At 71.4% G+C, this 18224-nt stretch carries 16 protein-coding genes; 7 read left to right on the forward strand and 9 right to left on the reverse strand.

The window, feature by feature from the left end:
• Positions 1-96 precede the first annotated feature (96 nt).
• The 5 genes from ACZ607_RS09320 to miaA all read right to left on the reverse strand — a co-directional run bounded on the left by ACZ607_RS09320 (position 97) and on the right by miaA (position 6452).
• Positions 97-1587 carry a M1 family metallopeptidase gene (locus tag ACZ607_RS09320; protein WP_469733322.1) on the reverse strand — a complete coding sequence of 497 codons (1491 nt, stop codon included), beginning with the start codon at positions 1585-1587 and terminating at the stop codon, positions 97-99.
• Between the two features lie 151 nt (positions 1588-1738).
• The gene (locus ACZ607_RS09325) at positions 1739-3886 is read right to left on the reverse strand and encodes a RelA/SpoT family protein (RefSeq protein WP_469733324.1); all 2148 of its coding nucleotides are present in this window, start codon (positions 3884-3886) and stop codon (positions 1739-1741) included.
• Between the two features lie 136 nt (positions 3887-4022).
• Positions 4023-4895, reverse strand: coding sequence for a diaminopimelate epimerase (dapF, locus tag ACZ607_RS09330; protein WP_469733326.1), 873 nt, complete (start codon positions 4893-4895; stop codon positions 4023-4025).
• Positions 4896-4968: 73 nt separating this feature from the next.
• Positions 4969-5406: a hypothetical protein gene (locus ACZ607_RS09335; RefSeq protein WP_469733451.1), complete on the reverse strand. Its 438-nt coding sequence runs from the start codon at positions 5404-5406 to the stop codon at positions 4969-4971.
• A 107-nt stretch (positions 5407-5513) separates the two neighbouring features.
• Positions 5514-6452 (reverse strand): tRNA (adenosine(37)-N6)-dimethylallyltransferase MiaA, encoded by a 939-nt coding sequence (miaA, locus tag ACZ607_RS09340; protein ID WP_469733327.1) that lies wholly within the window; start codon positions 6450-6452, stop codon positions 5514-5516.
• 136 nt (positions 6453-6588) lie between these two features.
• On the opposite strand from miaA, the gene ACZ607_RS09345 reads away from it, so the two are divergent.
• A complete protein-coding gene (locus ACZ607_RS09345) occupies positions 6589-6834 on the forward strand; it encodes an antitoxin (RefSeq protein WP_382983530.1) in 246 nt (81 codons plus the stop codon).
• A gap of 84 nt (positions 6835-6918) precedes the next feature.
• On the opposite strand, the gene ACZ607_RS09350 is transcribed toward ACZ607_RS09345, so the two are convergent.
• Entirely contained in the window at positions 6919-7638 is a 720-nt protein-coding gene (locus tag ACZ607_RS09350; RefSeq protein WP_469733329.1) for a class III extradiol dioxygenase subunit B-like domain-containing protein, read from the reverse strand.
• A gap of 29 nt (positions 7639-7667) precedes the next feature.
• On the reverse strand, positions 7668-9188 hold the full coding sequence (miaB, locus tag ACZ607_RS09355; RefSeq protein ID WP_469733331.1) for a tRNA (N6-isopentenyl adenosine(37)-C2)-methylthiotransferase MiaB: 1521 nt from the start codon (positions 9186-9188) through the stop codon (positions 7668-7670).
• A 98-nt stretch (positions 9189-9286) separates the two neighbouring features.
• On the opposite strand from miaB, the gene ACZ607_RS09360 reads away from it, so the two are divergent.
• Complete coding sequence (locus ACZ607_RS09360) at positions 9287-10285, forward strand: TAXI family TRAP transporter solute-binding subunit (RefSeq protein WP_469733333.1); 999 nt, start codon at positions 9287-9289, stop codon at positions 10283-10285.
• Between the two features lie 16 nt (positions 10286-10301).
• Here the strand turns inward: ACZ607_RS09360 and ACZ607_RS09365 are convergent, their stop codons facing one another.
• Positions 10302-11696 carry a sensor histidine kinase gene (locus tag ACZ607_RS09365; RefSeq protein WP_469733335.1) on the reverse strand — a complete coding sequence of 465 codons (1395 nt, stop codon included), beginning with the start codon at positions 11694-11696 and terminating at the stop codon, positions 10302-10304.
• A 15-nt stretch (positions 11697-11711) separates the two neighbouring features.
• Entirely contained in the window at positions 11712-12404 is a 693-nt protein-coding gene (locus tag ACZ607_RS09370) for a response regulator transcription factor (protein ID WP_469733337.1), read from the reverse strand.
• A 344-nt stretch (positions 12405-12748) separates the two neighbouring features.
• On the opposite strand from ACZ607_RS09370, the gene ACZ607_RS09375 reads away from it, so the two are divergent.
• The 5 genes from ACZ607_RS09375 to ACZ607_RS09395 all read left to right on the forward strand — a co-directional run bounded on the left by ACZ607_RS09375 (position 12749) and on the right by ACZ607_RS09395 (position 18170).
• Complete coding sequence (locus ACZ607_RS09375) at positions 12749-13534, forward strand: amino acid ABC transporter ATP-binding protein (protein ID WP_469733339.1); 786 nt, start codon at positions 12749-12751, stop codon at positions 13532-13534.
• A 32-nt stretch (positions 13535-13566) separates the two neighbouring features.
• On the forward strand, positions 13567-14490 hold the full coding sequence (locus tag ACZ607_RS09380; RefSeq protein WP_469733340.1) for a glutamate ABC transporter substrate-binding protein: 924 nt from the start codon (positions 13567-13569) through the stop codon (positions 14488-14490).
• A gap of 141 nt (positions 14491-14631) precedes the next feature.
• The gene (locus ACZ607_RS09385; protein WP_469733342.1) at positions 14632-15279 is read left to right on the forward strand and encodes an amino acid ABC transporter permease; all 648 of its coding nucleotides are present in this window, start codon (positions 14632-14634) and stop codon (positions 15277-15279) included.
• The gene (locus ACZ607_RS09390) at positions 15276-16238 is read left to right on the forward strand and encodes an amino acid ABC transporter permease (RefSeq protein WP_469733344.1); all 963 of its coding nucleotides are present in this window, start codon (positions 15276-15278) and stop codon (positions 16236-16238) included. The genes ACZ607_RS09385 and ACZ607_RS09390 overlap by 4 nt, the downstream gene beginning before the upstream one ends.
• Positions 16239-16535: 297 nt before the next feature.
• Positions 16536-18170 carry an FAD-dependent monooxygenase gene (locus ACZ607_RS09395; protein ID WP_469733346.1) on the forward strand — a complete coding sequence of 545 codons (1635 nt, stop codon included), beginning with the start codon at positions 16536-16538 and terminating at the stop codon, positions 18168-18170.
• Positions 18171-18224: the final 54 nt, after the last annotated feature.

The raw sequence follows: 18224 nt of genomic DNA on the forward strand, positions 1-18224 counted from the left end.
ACAACGCGTGATCCCGCCGGAAGATTCCCGTGGAGGGGTTCCGCCGGCCGGCCGCCGTGCCGACGGGTCGATAGTGGCATGTCCCCGCCCGGATCGTCACTCGGGTTTCGGTGCCCGTGCGGGCCCCTGCCCGCCTGCGGCGGCCCGGGGGGCCTCGGTGCGCCAGTCCGGGTGCCCCGGCATCGGCGGGGTCTTCGTGCCGTACAGCCAGCCGTCGAAGAACGCCGTCAGGTCCCGCCCCGCGATCCTCGACGCCAGGTCCGTGAACTGCCGGGTGGTCGCCGAACCGTTCCGGTGGACCCGCACCCAGGTCCGCTCCAGCCGGTCGAAGGCGGCCTCGCCGATCTCCTCGCGCAGCGCGTAGAGGATGAGCGCGCTCCCGTCGTAGACGACCGGCCTGAACAGGCTGATCTTGTGGTCGGGGGTGGGCACGTCGGGGCGGGCGGGCGGCCCGCCCGCCGCGCGCCAGGTGTCGGAGCGGGCGTAGGCCTCGCGCATCCGCCGCTCCATGGGCTTCTGCGCGTGCTCCTCGGCGTAGCGGGCCTCGTACCAGGTGGCGTGGCCCTCGTTGAGCCAGAGATCGGACCAGGACCGCGGGGAGACGCTGTTGCCGAACCACTGGTGGGCCAGCTCGTGCACCATGACCGAGTCGACGTACCACTCCGGGTAGCCGGTCCCGGTGAACAGGGAGCGTTCGAAGAGCGAGAGGGTCTGCGTCTCCAGCTCGAAACCCGTCTCGGTGTCCGCGACCAGGAGTCCGTACGTCTCGAAGGGGTACGGGCCGACCTGCTGTTCCATCCACTCCAGCTGTCCCGGGGTCTTCTTCAGCCAGGGCTCCAGCTTCTCGCGGTCGGCGGCGGGCACCACGTCGCGTACCGGCAGTCCGCGCGGACCGGTGCGGTGCAGGACGGCGGAGGTGCCGATGGACACCTGGGCGAGCTCCGTCGCCATGGGGTGCTCGGTGCGGTAGGTCCAGGTGGTCGCGTCCCCGTGGTCCCGCTTCCCGGCGGGAAGTCCGCCCGCCACGACCGTGAGGTTCTTCGGCGCGGTCACCCGGAAGGTGAAGAACGCCTTGTCGGCGGGGTGGTCGTTGCCGGGGAAGACCCGGTGCGCGGCGTCGGCCTGGTTGGCCATGGCCAGGCCGTCGGCGGTCGGTACCCAGCCCCCGTTGGCCTTGTCGCCCGAGGGGTCGCTCGTGTGCCGGACGGTGATGCGCACGGGCATCCCGGCCGGGAGCCGGGAGGGCGGCTCGACGACCAGGTCCTCGTCCGCCGTGGCGAAGTCGGCGTGCAGACCGTTGACTTCGACCGAGCGGACGGCGCCCCGCGCGAAGTCGAGGTTGATCCTCTCCAGCGGCTCCGTGGTCCGCGCGTCGATGGTGGTGACGGCGTCGAGGGGCTCGGTGTTGCGGCCCTTGTAGGTGAGCGCGATGTCGTACGAGAGGACGTCGTAGCCCGGGTTGCCGAGGTGGGGGAAGAGGCGGTCGCCGATGCCGAGCGCTTGCGGTGCGGGCAGTGTGGCGGCGACGAGGGTGACCGACGCGGTGGCCAGCAGAGCGGCACGCAGTCGGCGGGAGGTGAGCGGCATGGACTACGGCTACCAGCGCGCACGGATCACACCGGGGCGGCGCGCGCCGCACCACCCGAACGGGGTCGCCGCGAAGCGGCAGGAAGAGCCCCCGGGGCGGGGGGTCAGCCCGTGGCCGCGGGCTGCTGGGCTGAGCCCCCGGGGCGGGGGGTCAGCCCGTGGCCGCGGGCTGCTGGGCGCGGCTCACGTCGTACACCCCGGGTACGTCGCGCATCGCCCGCATGAGGCCCGGCAGGCCTGCCGCGTCCGGCAGCTGGAGCGTGTAGGTGTGCCGGACCCGCTGTTCGCTGGGCGGCTCGACCGTCGCCGAGACGATGGCGGCCTCGGCGGTCGCGATGGCCTCGGTGAGGTCGGCGAGGAGCCGGGGGCGGCCGAAGGACTCGGCGACGAGGGTGACCCGGTAGTCGGGGGTGTCGCTCCGGTCGTCCGGGGCGTTCCAGCGGGCCCCCACGGCCGCCCGGCCGATCGCCCGCATCCTGGCGACCGCGGGACACTCCTCCCGGTGCACGGTGACGGAGCCCCCGCGCACGGTGAAGCCGATGATGCCGTCCGGCGGGACGGGGGTGCAGCAGCCGGCCAGGCGGACGGGCGCGCCCGGGGTGTCGACGGCCACGATCGGGGCCCGGCCGGGCTGCCTGCCCCGGCCGGCCGAAGCGTCGTCGGCGGGCTGGGCCTGCGGCCTCGGGGCGTCGGGCCGGCTCCTCTGCGGCCCCTGTGCGCCGTCCGGGTGGGCGTCGAGCCATGCCGTGATGGCGATCCTGGCGGCCGGGGTGCGGGCGTGGTCCAGCCACTCCGGGGAGGGCCCGGAGGAGGCGTCCTGGGCGAGCAGCAGCTGCACGGTGTCGCCGTCGTTCAGCACGGTGCTCAGGGTGGCCAGCCGGCCGTTGACGCGGGCTCCGATGCAGCCGTGCGCCTCCTCGCCGTACTGCGCGTAGGCGGCGTCGACGCAGCTGGCGCCCGCGGGGAGGCCGAGCGTCCCGCCGTCGGTGCGGAAGACGGTGATCTCCCGGTCCTGCGCGAGGTCGGCGCGGAGCGTGGCCCAGAACGTGTCGGAGTCCGTCGCGGACTCCTGCCAGTCCAGGAGGCGGGAGAGCCAGCCGGGCCTGGTCGGGTCGGCGCGCTCCCCGTCCGCGGGCTCGGCCTGGTGCGCGGCGGTGGTGCCGTCCTGGGTGTACGGGTTGCCCAGTGCGACGACGCCCGCCTCGGCGACCTTGTGCATCCGGTGCGTGCGGATCAGCACTTCGGCGACCGCGCCCTCGGGACCGACGACCGCCGTGTGCAGCGACTGGTAGAGGTTGAACTTGGGCGCGGCGATGAAGTCCTTGAACTCCGAGACGACCGGGGTGAAGCAGGTGTGCAGCTCGCCCAGGACCGCGTAGCAGTCGGCGTCCTCGCCGACCAGCACCAGCAGCCGCCCGAAGTCGGTGCCCCGCATCTCGCCGCGTTTGATCCGGACCCGGTGCACCGAGACGAAGTGGCGCGGTCTGATGAGCACTTCGGCGGTGATGCCGGCGTCCCGCAGGGTCGCTCTGACGCTGTCGGCGATGTCGGTGAGCGGGTCCTGCGCGCCGCTCCAGGAGGAGATCAGGGTCTGGGTGCGCTCGTACTCGTCGGGATGGAGGATCGCGAAGACGAGGTCCTCCAGCTCCGTCTTGAGGGCCTGCACACCGAGGCGTTCGGCGAGCGGGATGAGCACGTCCCGGGTGACCTTGGCGATCCTGGCCTGTTTCTCGGGGCGCATGACGCCGAGCGTCCGCATGTTGTGCAGCCGGTCGGCCAGCTTGATCGACATCACCCGGACGTCGTTCCCGGTGGCGACGAGCATCTTGCGGAAGGTCTCGGGCTCGGCGGCGGCCCCGTAGTCGACCTTCTCCAGCTTGGTGACGCCGTCGACCAGATAGCAGACCTCGTCGCCGAACTCGTCCCGCACCTGATCGAGGGTCACCTCGGTGTCCTCGACCGTGTCGTGGAGCAGCGAGGCGGTCAGGGTCGTCGTCTCCGCGCCGAGTTCGGCGAGGATCAGGGTCACCGCGAGCGGATGGGTGATGTACGGCTCGCCGCTCTTGCGCATCTGACCGCGGTGGGAGGTCTCGGCGAGGACGTACGCCTTGCGCAGGATGGCGAGGTCGGCGTCCGGGTAGTGCGCCCGGTGGGCCTCGGCGACATGCCCGATGGCGTCGGGCAGCCGGTCACGGGAGACCGGCCCGAGCAGGGCGACACGGCCCAGCCTGCGCAGATCGATCCGTGGACGACCGCGCTTGCGAAGGGGAGCACCTGGATTGGTGGCCTCTGCGCTCATGGGGCACCTCCGGCAACGTCGACCGGCGGTGGATGCGGATACACCCCCGGGCCGGTGCTTGATGCTATCGACCCCACCACGTGGCGCAGTCCAGCTCTCGCCCAGCGTGAAACGGATCACCCATTCGAGCGAAGCTCTAACCGATCATCGTTTCGAGCCAGGCGGGGTCGATCACGCCTTCCGCGACGATGACGGCGGGCCCGGTCATGTCGATCCCGCCGTCCGGGTATTCGGTGATCACCAGGGTGCCGCCGGGCAGGTCCACGGTGTACGTCGCGGGGGCGCCGGTCCGCGCGGGGTCCGCGCCGTCCCTGCGTGCGGCGGCGACGGCCACCGCGCAGGCTCCGGTGCCGCAGGACCGGGTCTCGCCGGAGCCGCGCTCGTGGACGCGCATCGCGACGTGCCGGGGCCCGCGGTCCACGACGAACTCGATGTTGACCCCGTCGGGGTAGACGGACTGCGGGCCGAACGGCGGTACGGAGCGGAGCTCCCCGGCGTGTGCCAGGTCCTCGACGAACGCGACGGCGTGCGGATTGCCCATGTTCACGTTGCGGGCTTCCCAGCTGCGGCCGTCCAGGGTGACGGTGACCCCCTCCTCGGGCAGCACGGCGCGTCCCATGGAGACCGTGACGTCCCCGTCCTTGGCGATGTGCACCCGCTTGATCCCGCCCCGGGTCGCGACGGCGAGATCGCCCTCGGCGACGTGCCCGGCGCGCTGGAGGTGGCGGGCGAAGACCCGCACCCCGTTGCCGCACATCTCGGCGACCGAGCCGTCGGCGTTGCGGTAGTCCATGAACCACTCCGCCTGCTCGGCCATCCCGCGCGCCTCGGGGTGCGCCGCGGACCTCACGACGTGCAGCAGCCCGTCGCCGCCGATGCCCGCCCGGCGGTCGCAGAGCCGGGCGACGACGGAGGCCGACAGGTCGAGGGCGTTGTCCGGGTCCGGGACGATCACGAAGTCGTTCTCGGTGCCGTGCCCCTTGAGGAAGGCGATCTGCGAAGTGCTCACGAACCCACTGTACGAGGCACCGCCGACAGTCCGCCGGGCCGGGCCGCATCGCGGACCCGGGCGCCGGCACCGCTCAGCGGAGCCGGGCCACGCGCCAGACGGCCAGGGCCACCACCACGGCGCAGACGGCCACGTACAGGGTGATCACGCGCCAGTCGGGGCGGTCGTTCGATCCCCTGGCCGGCAGACCGGGCCAGGTGTTGCCGACGCGGCGCGCGGCCATCATGCCCCAGCCCGCGGCGCAGCAGCTGATCAGCAGTCCCAGCATCGCCACGACGGCCCCGCCGCCGCCGAACTCGAACGCGAGCGGGAAGGCGAACATCAGGGAACCGACCGCCGCCAGCCCCACGATCGGTGCGAGCTGCCAGATCCGCAGCCGGCGGGCGGGACGGAGCTCGACCTCGACCTCGGGGGCCACGTCGTGCTCGTCCGGCCCGTCAGGGCTCAGGCGTCCTGCCAGGTGCTGCGTGTCCGGTGCGTCTCTGTCTGTGTCGCGGGGGCCGGCCTCCATCGCCACGCGCCCTCCCAACTCGGACTCCACTGGTCGATCGATGCTCGATGATGGCACGGCCCCGGCTGCCGAAATGACGGGCGGAGCGTCCCGATGCCATCACGTGATCAGGCTGTAACCGCTCGTTCGACCAACGCCAGCGCGCGGTGCGGGAGTTCCCCGCGGTGCTCCTCGGCACCACTCAGCCATCGGACGCGCGGGTCGCGCCGGAACCACGAGTCCTGGCGGCGCGCGAAGCGTTTGGTGGCGCGCACGGTCTCGGCGCGGGCCTCGTCCTCGGTGCACTCCCCCGCGAGCGCCGCGAGCACCTGCTGGTAGCCCAGCGCGCGCGAGGCGGTGCGCCCTTCACGCAGCCCCCGGGTCTCCAGAGCGCGGACCTCGTCCACCAGCCCGGCCTCCCACATCCGGTCCACGCGGGTGCTGATCCGTTCGTCGAGTTCGGGGCGTCCGACGTCCACACCGATCTGCAGGGCGTCGTAGACCGCTTCCCCGGTGGGGAGGTTGGCCGTGAACGGCTTGCCCGTGATCTCGATGACCTCCAGGGCGCGGACGATCCTGCGGCCGTTGCCGGCCAGGATCGCGCGGGCCGCCTCGGGGTCCGCTGCTGCGAGCCGGGCGTGCAGGGCGCCGGAGCCGTGCTCCGTCAGCTCCTGTTCGAGCCGGGCCCGGACGGCGGGGTCGGTGCCCGGGAAGTCGAGGGCGTCGATCGCCCCCTTCACGTAGAGGCCGGAACCGCCCACGAGGACGGGGGTGCGGCCCTCGGCCAGCAGCCGGTCGATCTCGGCCCGGGCGAGCCTCTGGTACTCGGCGACGCTCGCGGCCTCGGTGATGTCCCAGATGTCCAGGAGGTGGTGCGGAACGCCGGCGCGCTCCGGGAGAGTCAGCTTCGCCGTGCCGATGTCCATGCCCCGGTAGAGCTGCATGGAGTCGGCGTTGACCACTTCACCACCGAGCCGCTGGGCGAGGAACACTCCCAGGTCGGACTTTCCGGCGGCGGTGGGACCGACGACGGTGATGACGCGGGGGGTGGGAGCTGGTCTTCTCACCGGGACAGTCTCCCAAACTTCGCGGGCCCCTCCGACCGGACGGAGACCGGGTACGGACGGACACGGCGAGTAACGCGAGTTTGCTCACGGACGGGTAAAATGTGACCCACAGTCCCCCCAGCACGGAAGGTGACCCATGGGTTTCCTGGACAACCTGAAGGCCAAGCTGGCCCCGGCCAAGGAGAAGGTCGGCGACCTCGCGCAGCAGCACGGGGGCAAGATCGACCAGGGCCTCGACAAGGCTGCCCGTACGGTCGACGAGAAGACCAAGGGCAAGTACAGCGACAAGATCGTGTCCGGCACGCAGAAGGCCAAGGACGCGGTCGACCGCCTGGGCCAGAAGAACGAGGGCGGTACGCCGCCGCCCCCGCCCGCGCACTGACCCGGGCACCCGGCGCGACCGAGGGCCGTGGAGCGATGTCGCTCTGCGGCCCTCAGCCGTGCCGGTGAGGGGTGCGCGGAGGCGTCACGACCAGGCGGCGACGACGTACCCCACGCCGTACGGGGCGTCCTCGTACAGCAGCCGCCCGCCGAGGCCCGCGCCCCGGGCCGCGCCCGCGAGCACCTGCCAGGGCGCCCGGCCCGCCGCCTTCAGTTCGTACGCCAGCGACTCGTCCAGGGCGCTCAGCGCGGTCACGTCCGCGTCGCCCACCGCGCGGGCCGCCGCCGCGTCGAAGTCCACCGCCCGCTCGTCCAGGTAGCCCGGCGCCTTGACCGTACGGCAGGCGCTGCCGTCGCCCATGACCAGCAGGGCCACCCGCTCCGCCCTGGCCGCGACGTCCGCCCCGGCGCGCAGGCAGCGGTCGGTGGTGAGCGGCTCCCCCACGCCGAGCCCTTCGACCGGGGCGGCGTCCCACCGGGTGCGGTCCAGCAGCCAGGCGCCTACGGCGAGGGAGGCGGGGAGCGGACGCAGCGGTGCGGGGGACCCCGCGGGCGCCTCGCCCAGCCGCACGGTGAGGTCCACGCCGAACCCCGCGAAGGACCCGGCCGAGCCCGGAGGGAACGGCCCCCGGTCCGCCGGCTCGGCGGGGCCCGCCACGATCAGCAGATCCGGTCGCGAAGCGGCGAGCACGCCCACCGCGTCGAGGCACGCGTTCCTCGCGGCGTCGAGCTCGGGCCCGGCTCCCGCGGCCACCTCGGGGACCAGGACCGGCGGGCAGGGGCAGACGGCGGCGGCGACAAGCATGCCGGTCAGCGTACTCAGCCCCGTCGCCGTCAGTCGCAGCCGCACCCCGGGGTGGCGGCCACGGGCAGCGGGGCGGGTGCGCCGATCCCGGGCAGCCCGAGCATGACTCCGGCGGGCTGCGCGGCGGGACCCGCGTTGCGCTTCTCCCAGGCGTCCCCCGAACGGGTGCGGCGGACGCCCAGGGGGGCGCCCTCGGCGAGCAGGTGGTGCGGGGCGGCGTAGCTGATCTCGACGGTCACCACGTCGCCGGGGCGTACGTCCTGGGCGGGCTTGGTGAAGTGGACGAGGCGGTTGTCGGGGGCACGGCCGGAGAGCCGGTGCGTGGCACCGTCCTTGCGGCCCTCGCCCTCCGCGACCATGACGTCCAGGGTGCGGCCGACCTGCTTCTTGTTCTCGTCCCAGGAGATCTCCTCCTGGAGGGCGGACAGGCGCATGTAGCGCTCCTGGACGACCTCCTTGGGGATCTGTCCCTCCATGTCGGCGGCGGGCGTCCCGGGGCGCTTGGAGTACTGGAAGGTGAAGGCGTTCGCGAAGCGGGCCTCGCGCACGGCGTGCATGGTCTGCTCGAAGTCCTCCTCGGTCTCCCCGGGGAAGCCGACGATGATGTCGGTCGAGATGGCGGCGTCCGGCATGGCGGCGCGCACCTTCTCGATGATCCCCAGGAAGCGCTCCTGGCGGTACGAGCGGCGCATGGCCTTGAGGATCGTGTCCGAGCCCGACTGCATCGGCATGTGCAGCTGGGGCATCACGTTCGGTGTCTCGGCCATCGCCGCGATCACGTCGTCGGTGAAGTCGCGCGGGTGCGGCGAGGTGAAGCGGACGCGTTCCAGGCCGTCGATCGTCCCGCAGGCCCGCAGCAGCTTGGAGAATGCCTCGCGGTCACCGATGTCGGAGCCGTAGGCGTTGACGTTCTGGCCGAGCAGCGTGATCTCGCTGACCCCCTCGGCGACCAGGGCCTCGATCTCGGCCAGGATGTCGCCGGTGCGGCGGTCCTTCTCCTTGCCCCGCAGCGCCGGGACGATGCAGAAGGTGCAGGTGTTGTTGCAGCCGACGGAGATCGACACCCACGCGGCGTACGCGGACTCGCGGCGGGTGGGCAGCGTCGAGGGGAACGCCTCCAGGGACTCCGCGATCTCGACCTGTGCCTCCTCCTGGACGCGGGCGCGCTCCAGGAGCACCGGCAGCTTGCCGATGTTGTGCGTACCGAAGACGACGTCGACCCAGGGGGCGCGTCGCACGATGGTGTCGCGGTCCTTCTGGGCCAGACAGCCGCCGACGGCGATCTGCATCCCGGGGCGCTTCGTCTTCATGGGGGCGAGGCGGCCGAGGTTGCCGTACAGCTTGTTGTCGGCGTTCTCGCGGACCGCGCAGGTGTTGAAGACCACGACGTCGGCGTCACCGTCGGAGCCCTCGGGGGCGCGTACGTATCCGGCGTCCTCCAGCAGCCCCGACAAGCGTTCGGAGTCGTGGACGTTCATCTGGCACCCGTAAGTGCGTACCTCGTAGCTCTTCTGGACGTCCACTGCTTCGCTCCGGTTGCCGCTGGTCATGGGACAAGGGTAGGCGGTGGCGGCGCCTCCCCCGCCGCCGGAGCCCACCCCCGGGTCCGGCCTGGCCAGGACGGGGCACGGCCTGGCAGGATCGCGCCATGCTGCACGCACTGTCCCGGTTCGGCCGGCGTCGCACCCTTCAGGGGGGCGCCGCCGCCGTGCTCGTGCTCGGACTGCTGCTGTGGTGGGTGCTGCCGCTCGGCGGCGGGGAGCCGAGCGGTTCGCTGACGTTCTCCACCGGCGTACGGAGCGGGGTCTACCAGCGCTACGGGCAGCGGCTGGAGGGTGCGCTGGCCAAGGACATGCCGAAGGTGTCGATACGGCTGCGGACCAGCGAGGGCTCGCAGCAGAACATCGAGCGGGTCGCGACGGGGAAGGCCGACTTCACCATCGCCACCGCCGACGCGGTCGCCACCTATCTGCAGAGCGGGAAACCCGGCGCCGACCGGCTGCGCGGCTGCGTCCGGCTGTACGACGACTACATCCAGCTGGTCGTCCCCCGTGACTCCGATATCCGGGAGGTCGCCGATCTGCGGGGCAAGCGGGTGGGTGTGGGGCAGAAGGGGTCCGGGGTGCTCCTCGTCGCGGACCGGCTGATGCGGGCGGCGGGCGTCGATCCGGCCGCGGACATCACGCCCGTCCAGGCGGGGATCGACACGATGCCGGAGCGGCTGACGGACGGCCGTCTCGACGCGTTCTTCTGGTCCGGCGGGCTGCCGACCGCCGCCGTGCAGAGCCTCTCGGAGAAGTTCGCGATCCGGCTGGTGCCGCTGGAGGACGCGCTGGTCACCGAGCTCCAGGCCGTCGGCGGGTCCACGCGCTACTACCGCTCGGCCGTCATGCCGGCCGACGCCTACCCGCAGGCGCAGCAGGGGGAGGCCGTGCCGACCGTCGCGGTGTCGAATCTGCTGATCACCACGGACCGCACGGATCCGCTGACGACCGAGGCGTTCACCCGGACCGTGATCGACAGCCGGGACCGGATCGGCCGCGAGGTGCACTCCGCGCAGCTGGTGGACCTGCGGACGGCCATCTACACCGACCCGCTGCCGCTGCACGAGGGCGCCAGGCGCTACTACCGCTCGGCCAAGCCCTGACCGTACGGTGCCGGGCTCATGCGTGCGGAGGGTTGCGCGGCACGGTGACCGTCACCCGCAGGCCGTGCGGTTCGTGGGTCCCGTAACGGATCGAACCGCCGCCCGCCGCGAGCAGGGCCCGGGAGATGGACAGCCCGAGACCGGATCCCTTGATGTTCTGGTGACGTCCGCTGCGCCAGAAGCGGTCGCCGACGCGCTCCAGCTCCTGCTCGGTCAGGCCGGGCCCCCGGTCGGCCACGACGACCGTGGCGCCCTCGCCCTCGGAACCCGCCGTGACCCGGACCTCCTCGCCCTCGGGGGTGAATTTGAGCGCGTTGTCGATGACCGCGTCCAGCGCGCTGGAGAGGGCGATCGGGTCCGCCCAGCCGGTCACCGCCGGAGCCCCGTCCAGGGTGAGCCGTACGCCCTTCTCCTCGGCCAGCGGACGCCATGAGGCGACGCGTTCACCGGCGAGCGCGGCGATGTCCGTGAGCTGGAGATCGGCCTCGGTGTGCTCGGCCAACGCCAGGTCCAGCAGGTCGTCGAGGACCTGGGCGAGCCGCTTGCCCTCCGTGCGGACCGAGGCGATCTCCTCGTTGCCCTCGGGGAGTTCGAGGGCGAGGAGCTCGATCCGGAGCAGCAGCGCGGCCAGCGGGTTGCGCAACTGGTGCGAGGCGTCGGCGACGAAGGCGCGCTGCTGCTCCAGCACGTCCTCGACATTGTCGGCCATCTCGTTGAAGGAGCGGGCGAGCCTGCGGAGTTCCGGCGGCCCGCCGGAGGCCGCGACCCGGGACCTCATCCGGCCGCTGGCGATGTCGTGGGTCGCCGCGTCCAGGACCCTCACCGGCAGGAGGACCCATCCGGTGAGCCGGAAGGCGGCGCCGACCGCCACCAGCATGGCCAGACCCTCGCCGAGGGCGATGAGCAGCCAGCCGCGCAGGGTCCGGGACCGCATGTCGCCGGTGGGCGAGTCGGTCACCACGACGGCGACGACGTCCCCGTCGCGCACGACCGGGGAGGCGACGACGATCCGGCCGTCCTGCCAGGGCCAGACCTGGGACGGGTCGTGGGAGCGGCGGCCCAGGAGCGCCTCCTTGAAGGCCTCCCTGCCCTCCCCCTCGGCGGGCAGGGTCCAGGAGCCGGGGGCCTTGGCGAGGGCTCTGTCGTCGCGGTAGAAGATCCCGGCCCTGATCCCGTACACCGAGTCGTACGCCTCGAGTTCGGTCTGCAGGATCCGCTGCCGTTCGTCGGTGGCGCGGACGGGCTCGTCGACGAACTGGGCCAGCGCGCCGAAGCGCGCCGTGTCGTCGATGCGGTCGATGACGACCCGCTGCTGTTCGGCGGCGGCCACCCGTACGGCGAGCGGGAAGCCGAGGGCGAGCAGAACGGCGGCCATCAGGACGATGAGCAGGGGGAGAAGCCTGGTGCGCACGGGGAGCGGACGTCCTCAGGCCGACGGGGGGACGAGGCGGTAGCCGACGCCCCGCACGGTCTCGACCAGCGCGGGGAGCCGCAGCTTGGAGCGGAGCGACGCGACGTGCACCTCCAGGGTGCGTCCCGTGCCCTCCCAGCTCGTCCGCCACACCTCGCTGATGATCTGCTCCCGGCGGAAGACCACGCCGGGTCGCTGGGCGAGCAGTGCGAGCAGGTCGAACTCCTTGCGGGTGAGCTGGACCTCGTTGCCGTCGACACTGACCCTGCGGGTGGGCAGCTCGATGCGGACCGGGCCGAGCCGCAGAGCGGCGAGCGGGGTCGCCCCGGTGTCCTCGCCGGCCGACCTGCGCCGGGCGACGGCGTGGATACGGGCCAGCAGCTCACCGGTGTCGTACGGCTTCACGACGTAGTCGTCGGCGCCGAGGTTGAGGCCGTGGATCCGCGAGCGGACGTCGGACCGTGCGGTCACCATGATCACCGGGATCGCCGAGCGCTTGCGGATCTTGCCGCACACCTCGTAGCCGTCCTGGTCGGGCAGCCCGAGGTCCAGCAGCACGACCCCGAAGGGCTCCTTGTCGGCCGGCAGCAGTGCCTGCAGGGCCTCGTCGCCGCTGCGGGCGTGCACGACCTGGAAGCCGTGGCGCGAGAGCACGGCGGACAGGGCAGCCGCCACGTGGTCGTCGTCCTCGACGAGCAGCAGTCTCATGGCCCCCCTCTCCACTCTTCTCATGGTCCTGACGACCGGGGACCGTGCGTGACGATCCACCGGTGTTCCGACGGACGGTCGATTCCGTACCCCGGGGATTCACGTGATTCCCGTACCAGGGCATCCACGCCGATGACGGGTACGTCAGTCAAGCCCCCGCCGGTTACCACCAGGTTTCCGTTACCCACCCGGTACGCCGCCGAGCAGGCCGTGGCGTCCCCTTCACACGGAGTGTCCGGTTGCGGCCGGATCGTTATGCTCAATTTCCGCTCAGATGTAATGACGCTGGTCGCACTGCGTCACTAGGGTCCTTGCCTAACCGAGGAGGACGGAGCAAGAAGCCGATGAGCGGAGTTTCAGTGACCAAGGCCGCCGAGGATGCCGCACCTGCGGGAGACGACCTTGTCGTACTGAGCAACGTCAACAAGCACTTCGGCGCGCTGCATGTGCTCCAGGACATCGATCTGACCATCGCCCGTGGCGAGGTCGTCGTAGTCATCGGGCCCTCCGGGTCCGGGAAGTCCACGCTGTGCCGCACGATCAACCGCTTGGAGACGGTCGACTCGGGTGCGATCACGATCGACGGCAAGCCCTTGCCCCAGGAGGGCAAGGAGCTGGCGAGGCTGCGTGCCGATGTCGGCATGGTCTTCCAGTCGTTCAATCTCTTCGCACACAAGACGGTGCTCGAGAACGTGATGCTGGGCCAGGTCAAGGTCCGCGGCACGGACAAGAAGGCCGCCGAGGAGAAGGCCCGGAACCTGCTCGACCGCGTGGGGGTGGGCGTGCAGGCGGACAAGTACCCGGCGCAGCTCTCCGGCGGTCAGCAGCAGCGCGTCGCGATCGCGCGTGCGCTGGCGATGGACCCCAAGGTCATGCTCTTCGACGAGCCCACGTCGGCTCTCGACCCGGAGATGATCAACGAGGTGCTCGAGGTCATGCAGCAGCTGGCCCGGGAGGGGATGACCATGGTCGTCGTCACCCACGAGATGGGCTTCGCCCGCTCGGCGGCCAACCGCGTGGTCTTCATGGCGGACGGGAAGATCGTCGAGGAGGCGACCCCCGACCAGTTCTTCAGCAATCCGCGCAGCGACCGGGCCAAGGACTTCCTGTCGAAGATTCTTCACCACTGATACCGACGACCTACGACATGAGGATTGTTCACATGAAGCTCCGCAAGTCGGCCGCCGTTGCGGCCATCGCCGTGCTCGCCCTGACCGCGACCGCGTGCGGCGGCAAGGAGGGCTCCGCCGGCGACAAGCCGTCGGGCGTCAAGCCCGGTTCGTCCGAGGCCCCCGAGCTGCCGAAGTACACCGTGGCGACCGGTGTCGACCTCGACTCGCCGGCCTTCAAGGAGGCGAAGAAGCGCGGCAAGCTGGTCATCGGCGCCAAGGCCGACCAGCCGTACCTCGGCTTCGAGGACCAGTCGACGAAGGAGCGCTCCGGCTTCGACATCGAGATCGCCCGGATGATCGCGGCGGACCTCGGCTTCTCGGAGAAGCAGATCGAGTGGAAGACGGTCGACTCCGGCATCCGTGAGACGGCCATCTCCAAGGGCCAGGTCGACTACTTCGTCGGCACCTACACGATCAACGACGAGCGCAAGAAGCAGGTCGGCTTCGCGGGCCCGTACTACAAGGCCGGCGCGGACCTGCTGGTGCGCAAGGACGACAGCTCCATCACCGGCAAGGAGTCGGTGAAGGACAAGAAGGTCTGCTCGATCGTGGGTTCCACCCCGCTCCAGGAGATCAAGAAGCCCGAGTACGGCGCGAAGGTCGTCGAGCTGGCGAAGTACTCGGACTGCGTCCAGCAGCTCCTCACCAAGCAGGTCGACGCCGTCACCACCGACGACTCGATCCTCAAGGGGTACGCCGCCGCCAACTCCGGCAAGCTCAGGGTCGTCGGCAAGCCGTTCACCGACGAGCCCTACGGCGTCGGCCTGAACAAGGACGACAAGGTCCTCCGCGAGGCGATCAACAAGTCGCTGGAGAACCACGTCAAGGACGGCACGTACAAGAAGATCTACGAGGCCACGCTGGGCCTGTCCGGTTCGGACTACACCGAGCCGCCGGCCATCGAGCGCTACTGACGCAGCCTCGTCGCTGACGTCCTGTCACTGACGCCCCACATGTGAGTGAAACGTCCCGTACGCCGCCGTCACCGATCGCGGCGGCGTACGGGGCGCCGCTTCCCCTGCCCTGATGCCGCTGACCGCCGACGCGGAGACCCCATGAACGTATTGCTCGACAACTTCCCGGAATACCGCGACGGCTTCATAGGCACCGTGTCGATCACCGCCATCAGCTCGGTCATCGCTCTGGTCCTCGGTGTCGCGATAGCCGGCTTCCGTGTGTCGCCCGTGCCCCCGCTGCGCTACTTCGGCACCGCCTGGGTGACCCTGCTGCGCAACACCCCGCTGACGCTGCTGTTCCTGATCTTCTTCTTCGTGGTGCCGGAGATCCTCTTCCCGGGGATGAGCCCCTTCCTGCTCGGCTCGCTGGCCCTCGGCTTCTACACCTCCTCCTTCGTGTGCGAGGCGGTGCGCTCGGGTATCAACACCGTCCCCCTGGGGCAGGCCGAGGCCGCTCGCTCCATCGGTATGACGTTCGCCCAGACGCTGCGGATCGTGGTCCTCCCGCAGGCCACCAGGTCCGTCATCCCGCCGCTGAGCAGCATCTTCATCGCGCTCACGAAGAACTCGGCGATCGCCGGCGCCTTCAGCGTCGCCGAGCTCTTCGGATGGCAGAAGCTCATGAGTGACCGGGGCTACGAGATCATGCCCGTCTTCATCTGGGTGGCCCTCGGCTACCTGGTCGTCACGTTCGTCATCAGCGGTCTCTTCCGTCTGCTGGAGCGCCGTATGGAGGTCGCCCGATGAGTGCCAGCGTTCTCTACGACGCCCCGGGTCCCAAGGCGGCTGTCCGCAACCGGATCTACGCCGTGGTCGGAAGCCTCGCCATCCTGGGGCTGATCGCGATCAGCCTGGTGCGGCTGTCCGACAAGGGGCACCTCGCCCCCGAGATGTGGGACATCTTCAACTACGCGGGCATCCGGCAGAACATCGCCGACGCCGTGCTCGCCACGCTGAAGGCCTTCGGTCTGGCCGCGGTCGGTTCGCTGATCCTCGGCGTCCTGCTCGCCGTCGGCCGCCTCTCCGACCACAAGCCGATCCGCTGGACCGCCACCACGTTCATCGAACTCTTCCGTTCGATCCCGCTGCTGATCACCATCTACGCCATCTGGGTCGGCTTCCTCACCGACTACTCGATGTGGGCCCTGGCGCTCGGGCTGTCCGTCTACAACGGCTGTGTCCAGGCCGAGGTGCTGCGCGCGGGCATCAACTCCGTGCCCAAGGGCCAGAGCGAGGCCGCCTACGCCCTCGGGATGAGCAAGACCCAGGTCATGGTCAGCGTGCTGATACCGCAGGCGGTCCGCGCGATGCTGCCGACGATCATCAGCCAGCTGGTGGTGACCCTCAAGGACACCTCGCTCGGCTTCATCATCCTGTACCCGGAGCTGCTCCAGACCGCGCGTCTGATCGCCTCCAACACGCAGGTCAACAGCCAGTACCCGTACGTCTCGACGATCGCGGTGATCGGCACCATCTATGTGGCGATGTGTCTGCTCCTGTCGGCGCTGGCCACCTGGATCGAGAAGCGCGGCCGCCGGGCCAAGACCGGTATCGCGGTGGCCGCGGCCGCCGAGACCCCCGGGATCCTTCCCGTCGGCAGCCTCGCGGCGCCCCCGGCGGCAGAGGACGGGCCGGCGGAGGGGCCCGACGCGAACGGCGCCGACGGTGCGAACGGTACGAACGGCGGAGTCTCCAAGACCGACTGACGGGCCGTGAGGTCCGGTCCTCCCGCAACGGGGAAGGGCCGTTCCCCCTCCCGTTCCGCTACCAGACAGCCCCGCCGGTGCGACACCGGCGGGGCTGTCCTGTGGCACGGGAGCTGCATGGGTTGCGTGAGGCGGCAACGCGGGCGTCCCGCATGGCTGTCGCTTGACGCAAGCACCGGCAGTGGGTTGCATTCGTTCTGTGATCGCGTCCCGAACCACCGCCGCCGCACCCTCCTCCTCCCCACCGGCCTCCGCGACCCCGAAGGCCACTTCCACCGGCGCCGGAGGGTTCACACCGTGGACCCGGTGATCGTCGTCGGCGCGGGCCCGGTCGGGCTGGCGCTGTCGCTCGCCCTCGCGGCGCAGGGCGTTCCCTCCGTCCTTCTCGACGAAGGGCCGGGGAAGGACGAACCGCGCCCCGCCCGCACCGTCGTGCTGCGCGAGGACACCGCGGATCTGATGGAGCGGCTCGGCTGCCCGGCGCTCCACGACGAGGGCCTGCGGTGGGCCGGCTGGCGGTCGGTGCGGCGTAAGCAACTGGTGCGGGCCGTACCGCTGGGCGAGGTGGAGGGCTCCGTCCCGCTGCCCTCGCCGGTCCACCTGCCCCAGCACGCCCTCACCGGAGCGCTGCGGGCCGCGGTCGCCGCGCACGACCTGGTCACCATGGTGCCGTTCAGCAGGATCGACACACTGGAGCAGGACGCGCACGGGGTGACGGTGCACACCCGGGAGCCCGGATCGACCTGGTGGCGCGGGAGTTACCTGGTGGGCTGCGACGGTGCCCGGTCCACCGTGCGCAAGCTCCTCGACATCAGGTTCCCCGGCCGTACGGCGGTCGAGCGGCACGCCGTAGCCGCACTCCGCGCCGAACTCCCGTGGCCGGGTGAGGCGGTGCTGCACCGGGCCCCGCCGTGGCGCACGGGCGGAGCCGAGGTCACCGCCCGGCCACTGCCCCACGGCGTCTGGCGGCTGGACTGGCTGCTTCCACCGCGCGGCGAACTCGTCACCCCCGACGCCCTGATCACCAGGATCCGCGACACCCTGGAGGGCTGGTGCGGCGAGACGCCGGCTTACGAGCTGCTGGACACCGGCGTCTACACCCTGCACCACCGGCTGGCCAGGCGCTGGCGGTCCAAGCGTGCCTTCCTCGCCGGGGACGCCGCACATCTGCTGGGCGCGCTCGGGACCCAGGGCCTGGACGAAGGGCTGCGGGACGCCGAGAACCTGGCCTGGAAGCTGGCACAGGCCTGGCACCAGAGCGCCTCCGAGCTGCTGCTCGACAGCTACCAGGCCGAGCGCAGGGCCGCCGTCGCCGCACGGCTGCGCGCGGCCGACCAGTCGCTGCCGATACTGCGGGGCGGAGCGGGCCTGCGGACGCTCGTGCCCGGCGCCGCGCGGGGGCACGACACGTTGCTGGCCGACGGTCATCTGGGGTGCGGGCCCTTGGGCGCGCCCCCCGCGTACGCGCACTCGCCCCTTTCACCTCGGCGCACCGAGGCGCACGTGTCGGTGGGGACAGCTCCCGGTGCGCCGGTGACCGACGTGCGCGTGACCGCTCCCGACGGGAAGACGGTGCGGCTGCGCGACCGGCTGGGGCTGGGGCACCTGCTGGTGATCCTGGTCGCACCGGGCACGGGGGTGTGGGACAGGCGCCACTGGCTGACCGCGGGTGTCATGCCGCGGCTCATCGACGCGGTGAACTCGCTCCCCGTGAACGCCGAGCTGCTGGTGACCGAGAGCTACCCGGGCGCGACGGCCCACACGGTGCTGCTGGTCAGGCCGGACGGGCATCTCGTCGCGGCCTTCAGCGGTGTACGGCCGACCGAGCTGTTCGCTGCGGCCGACACGGCGCGCGGGGGTGGCGCGGACACGGCGCACGGTGACACGTCACGCACCACCACGAGCTCCGACCGGACCGCGGACGTCAATTGACCGTCGCAGGCGCACATGGTGTACTCCAGATCATGACCGACACCGATGTGCGCC

It is taken from the genome of Streptomyces sp. NPDC104381 (assembly GCF_055583745.1).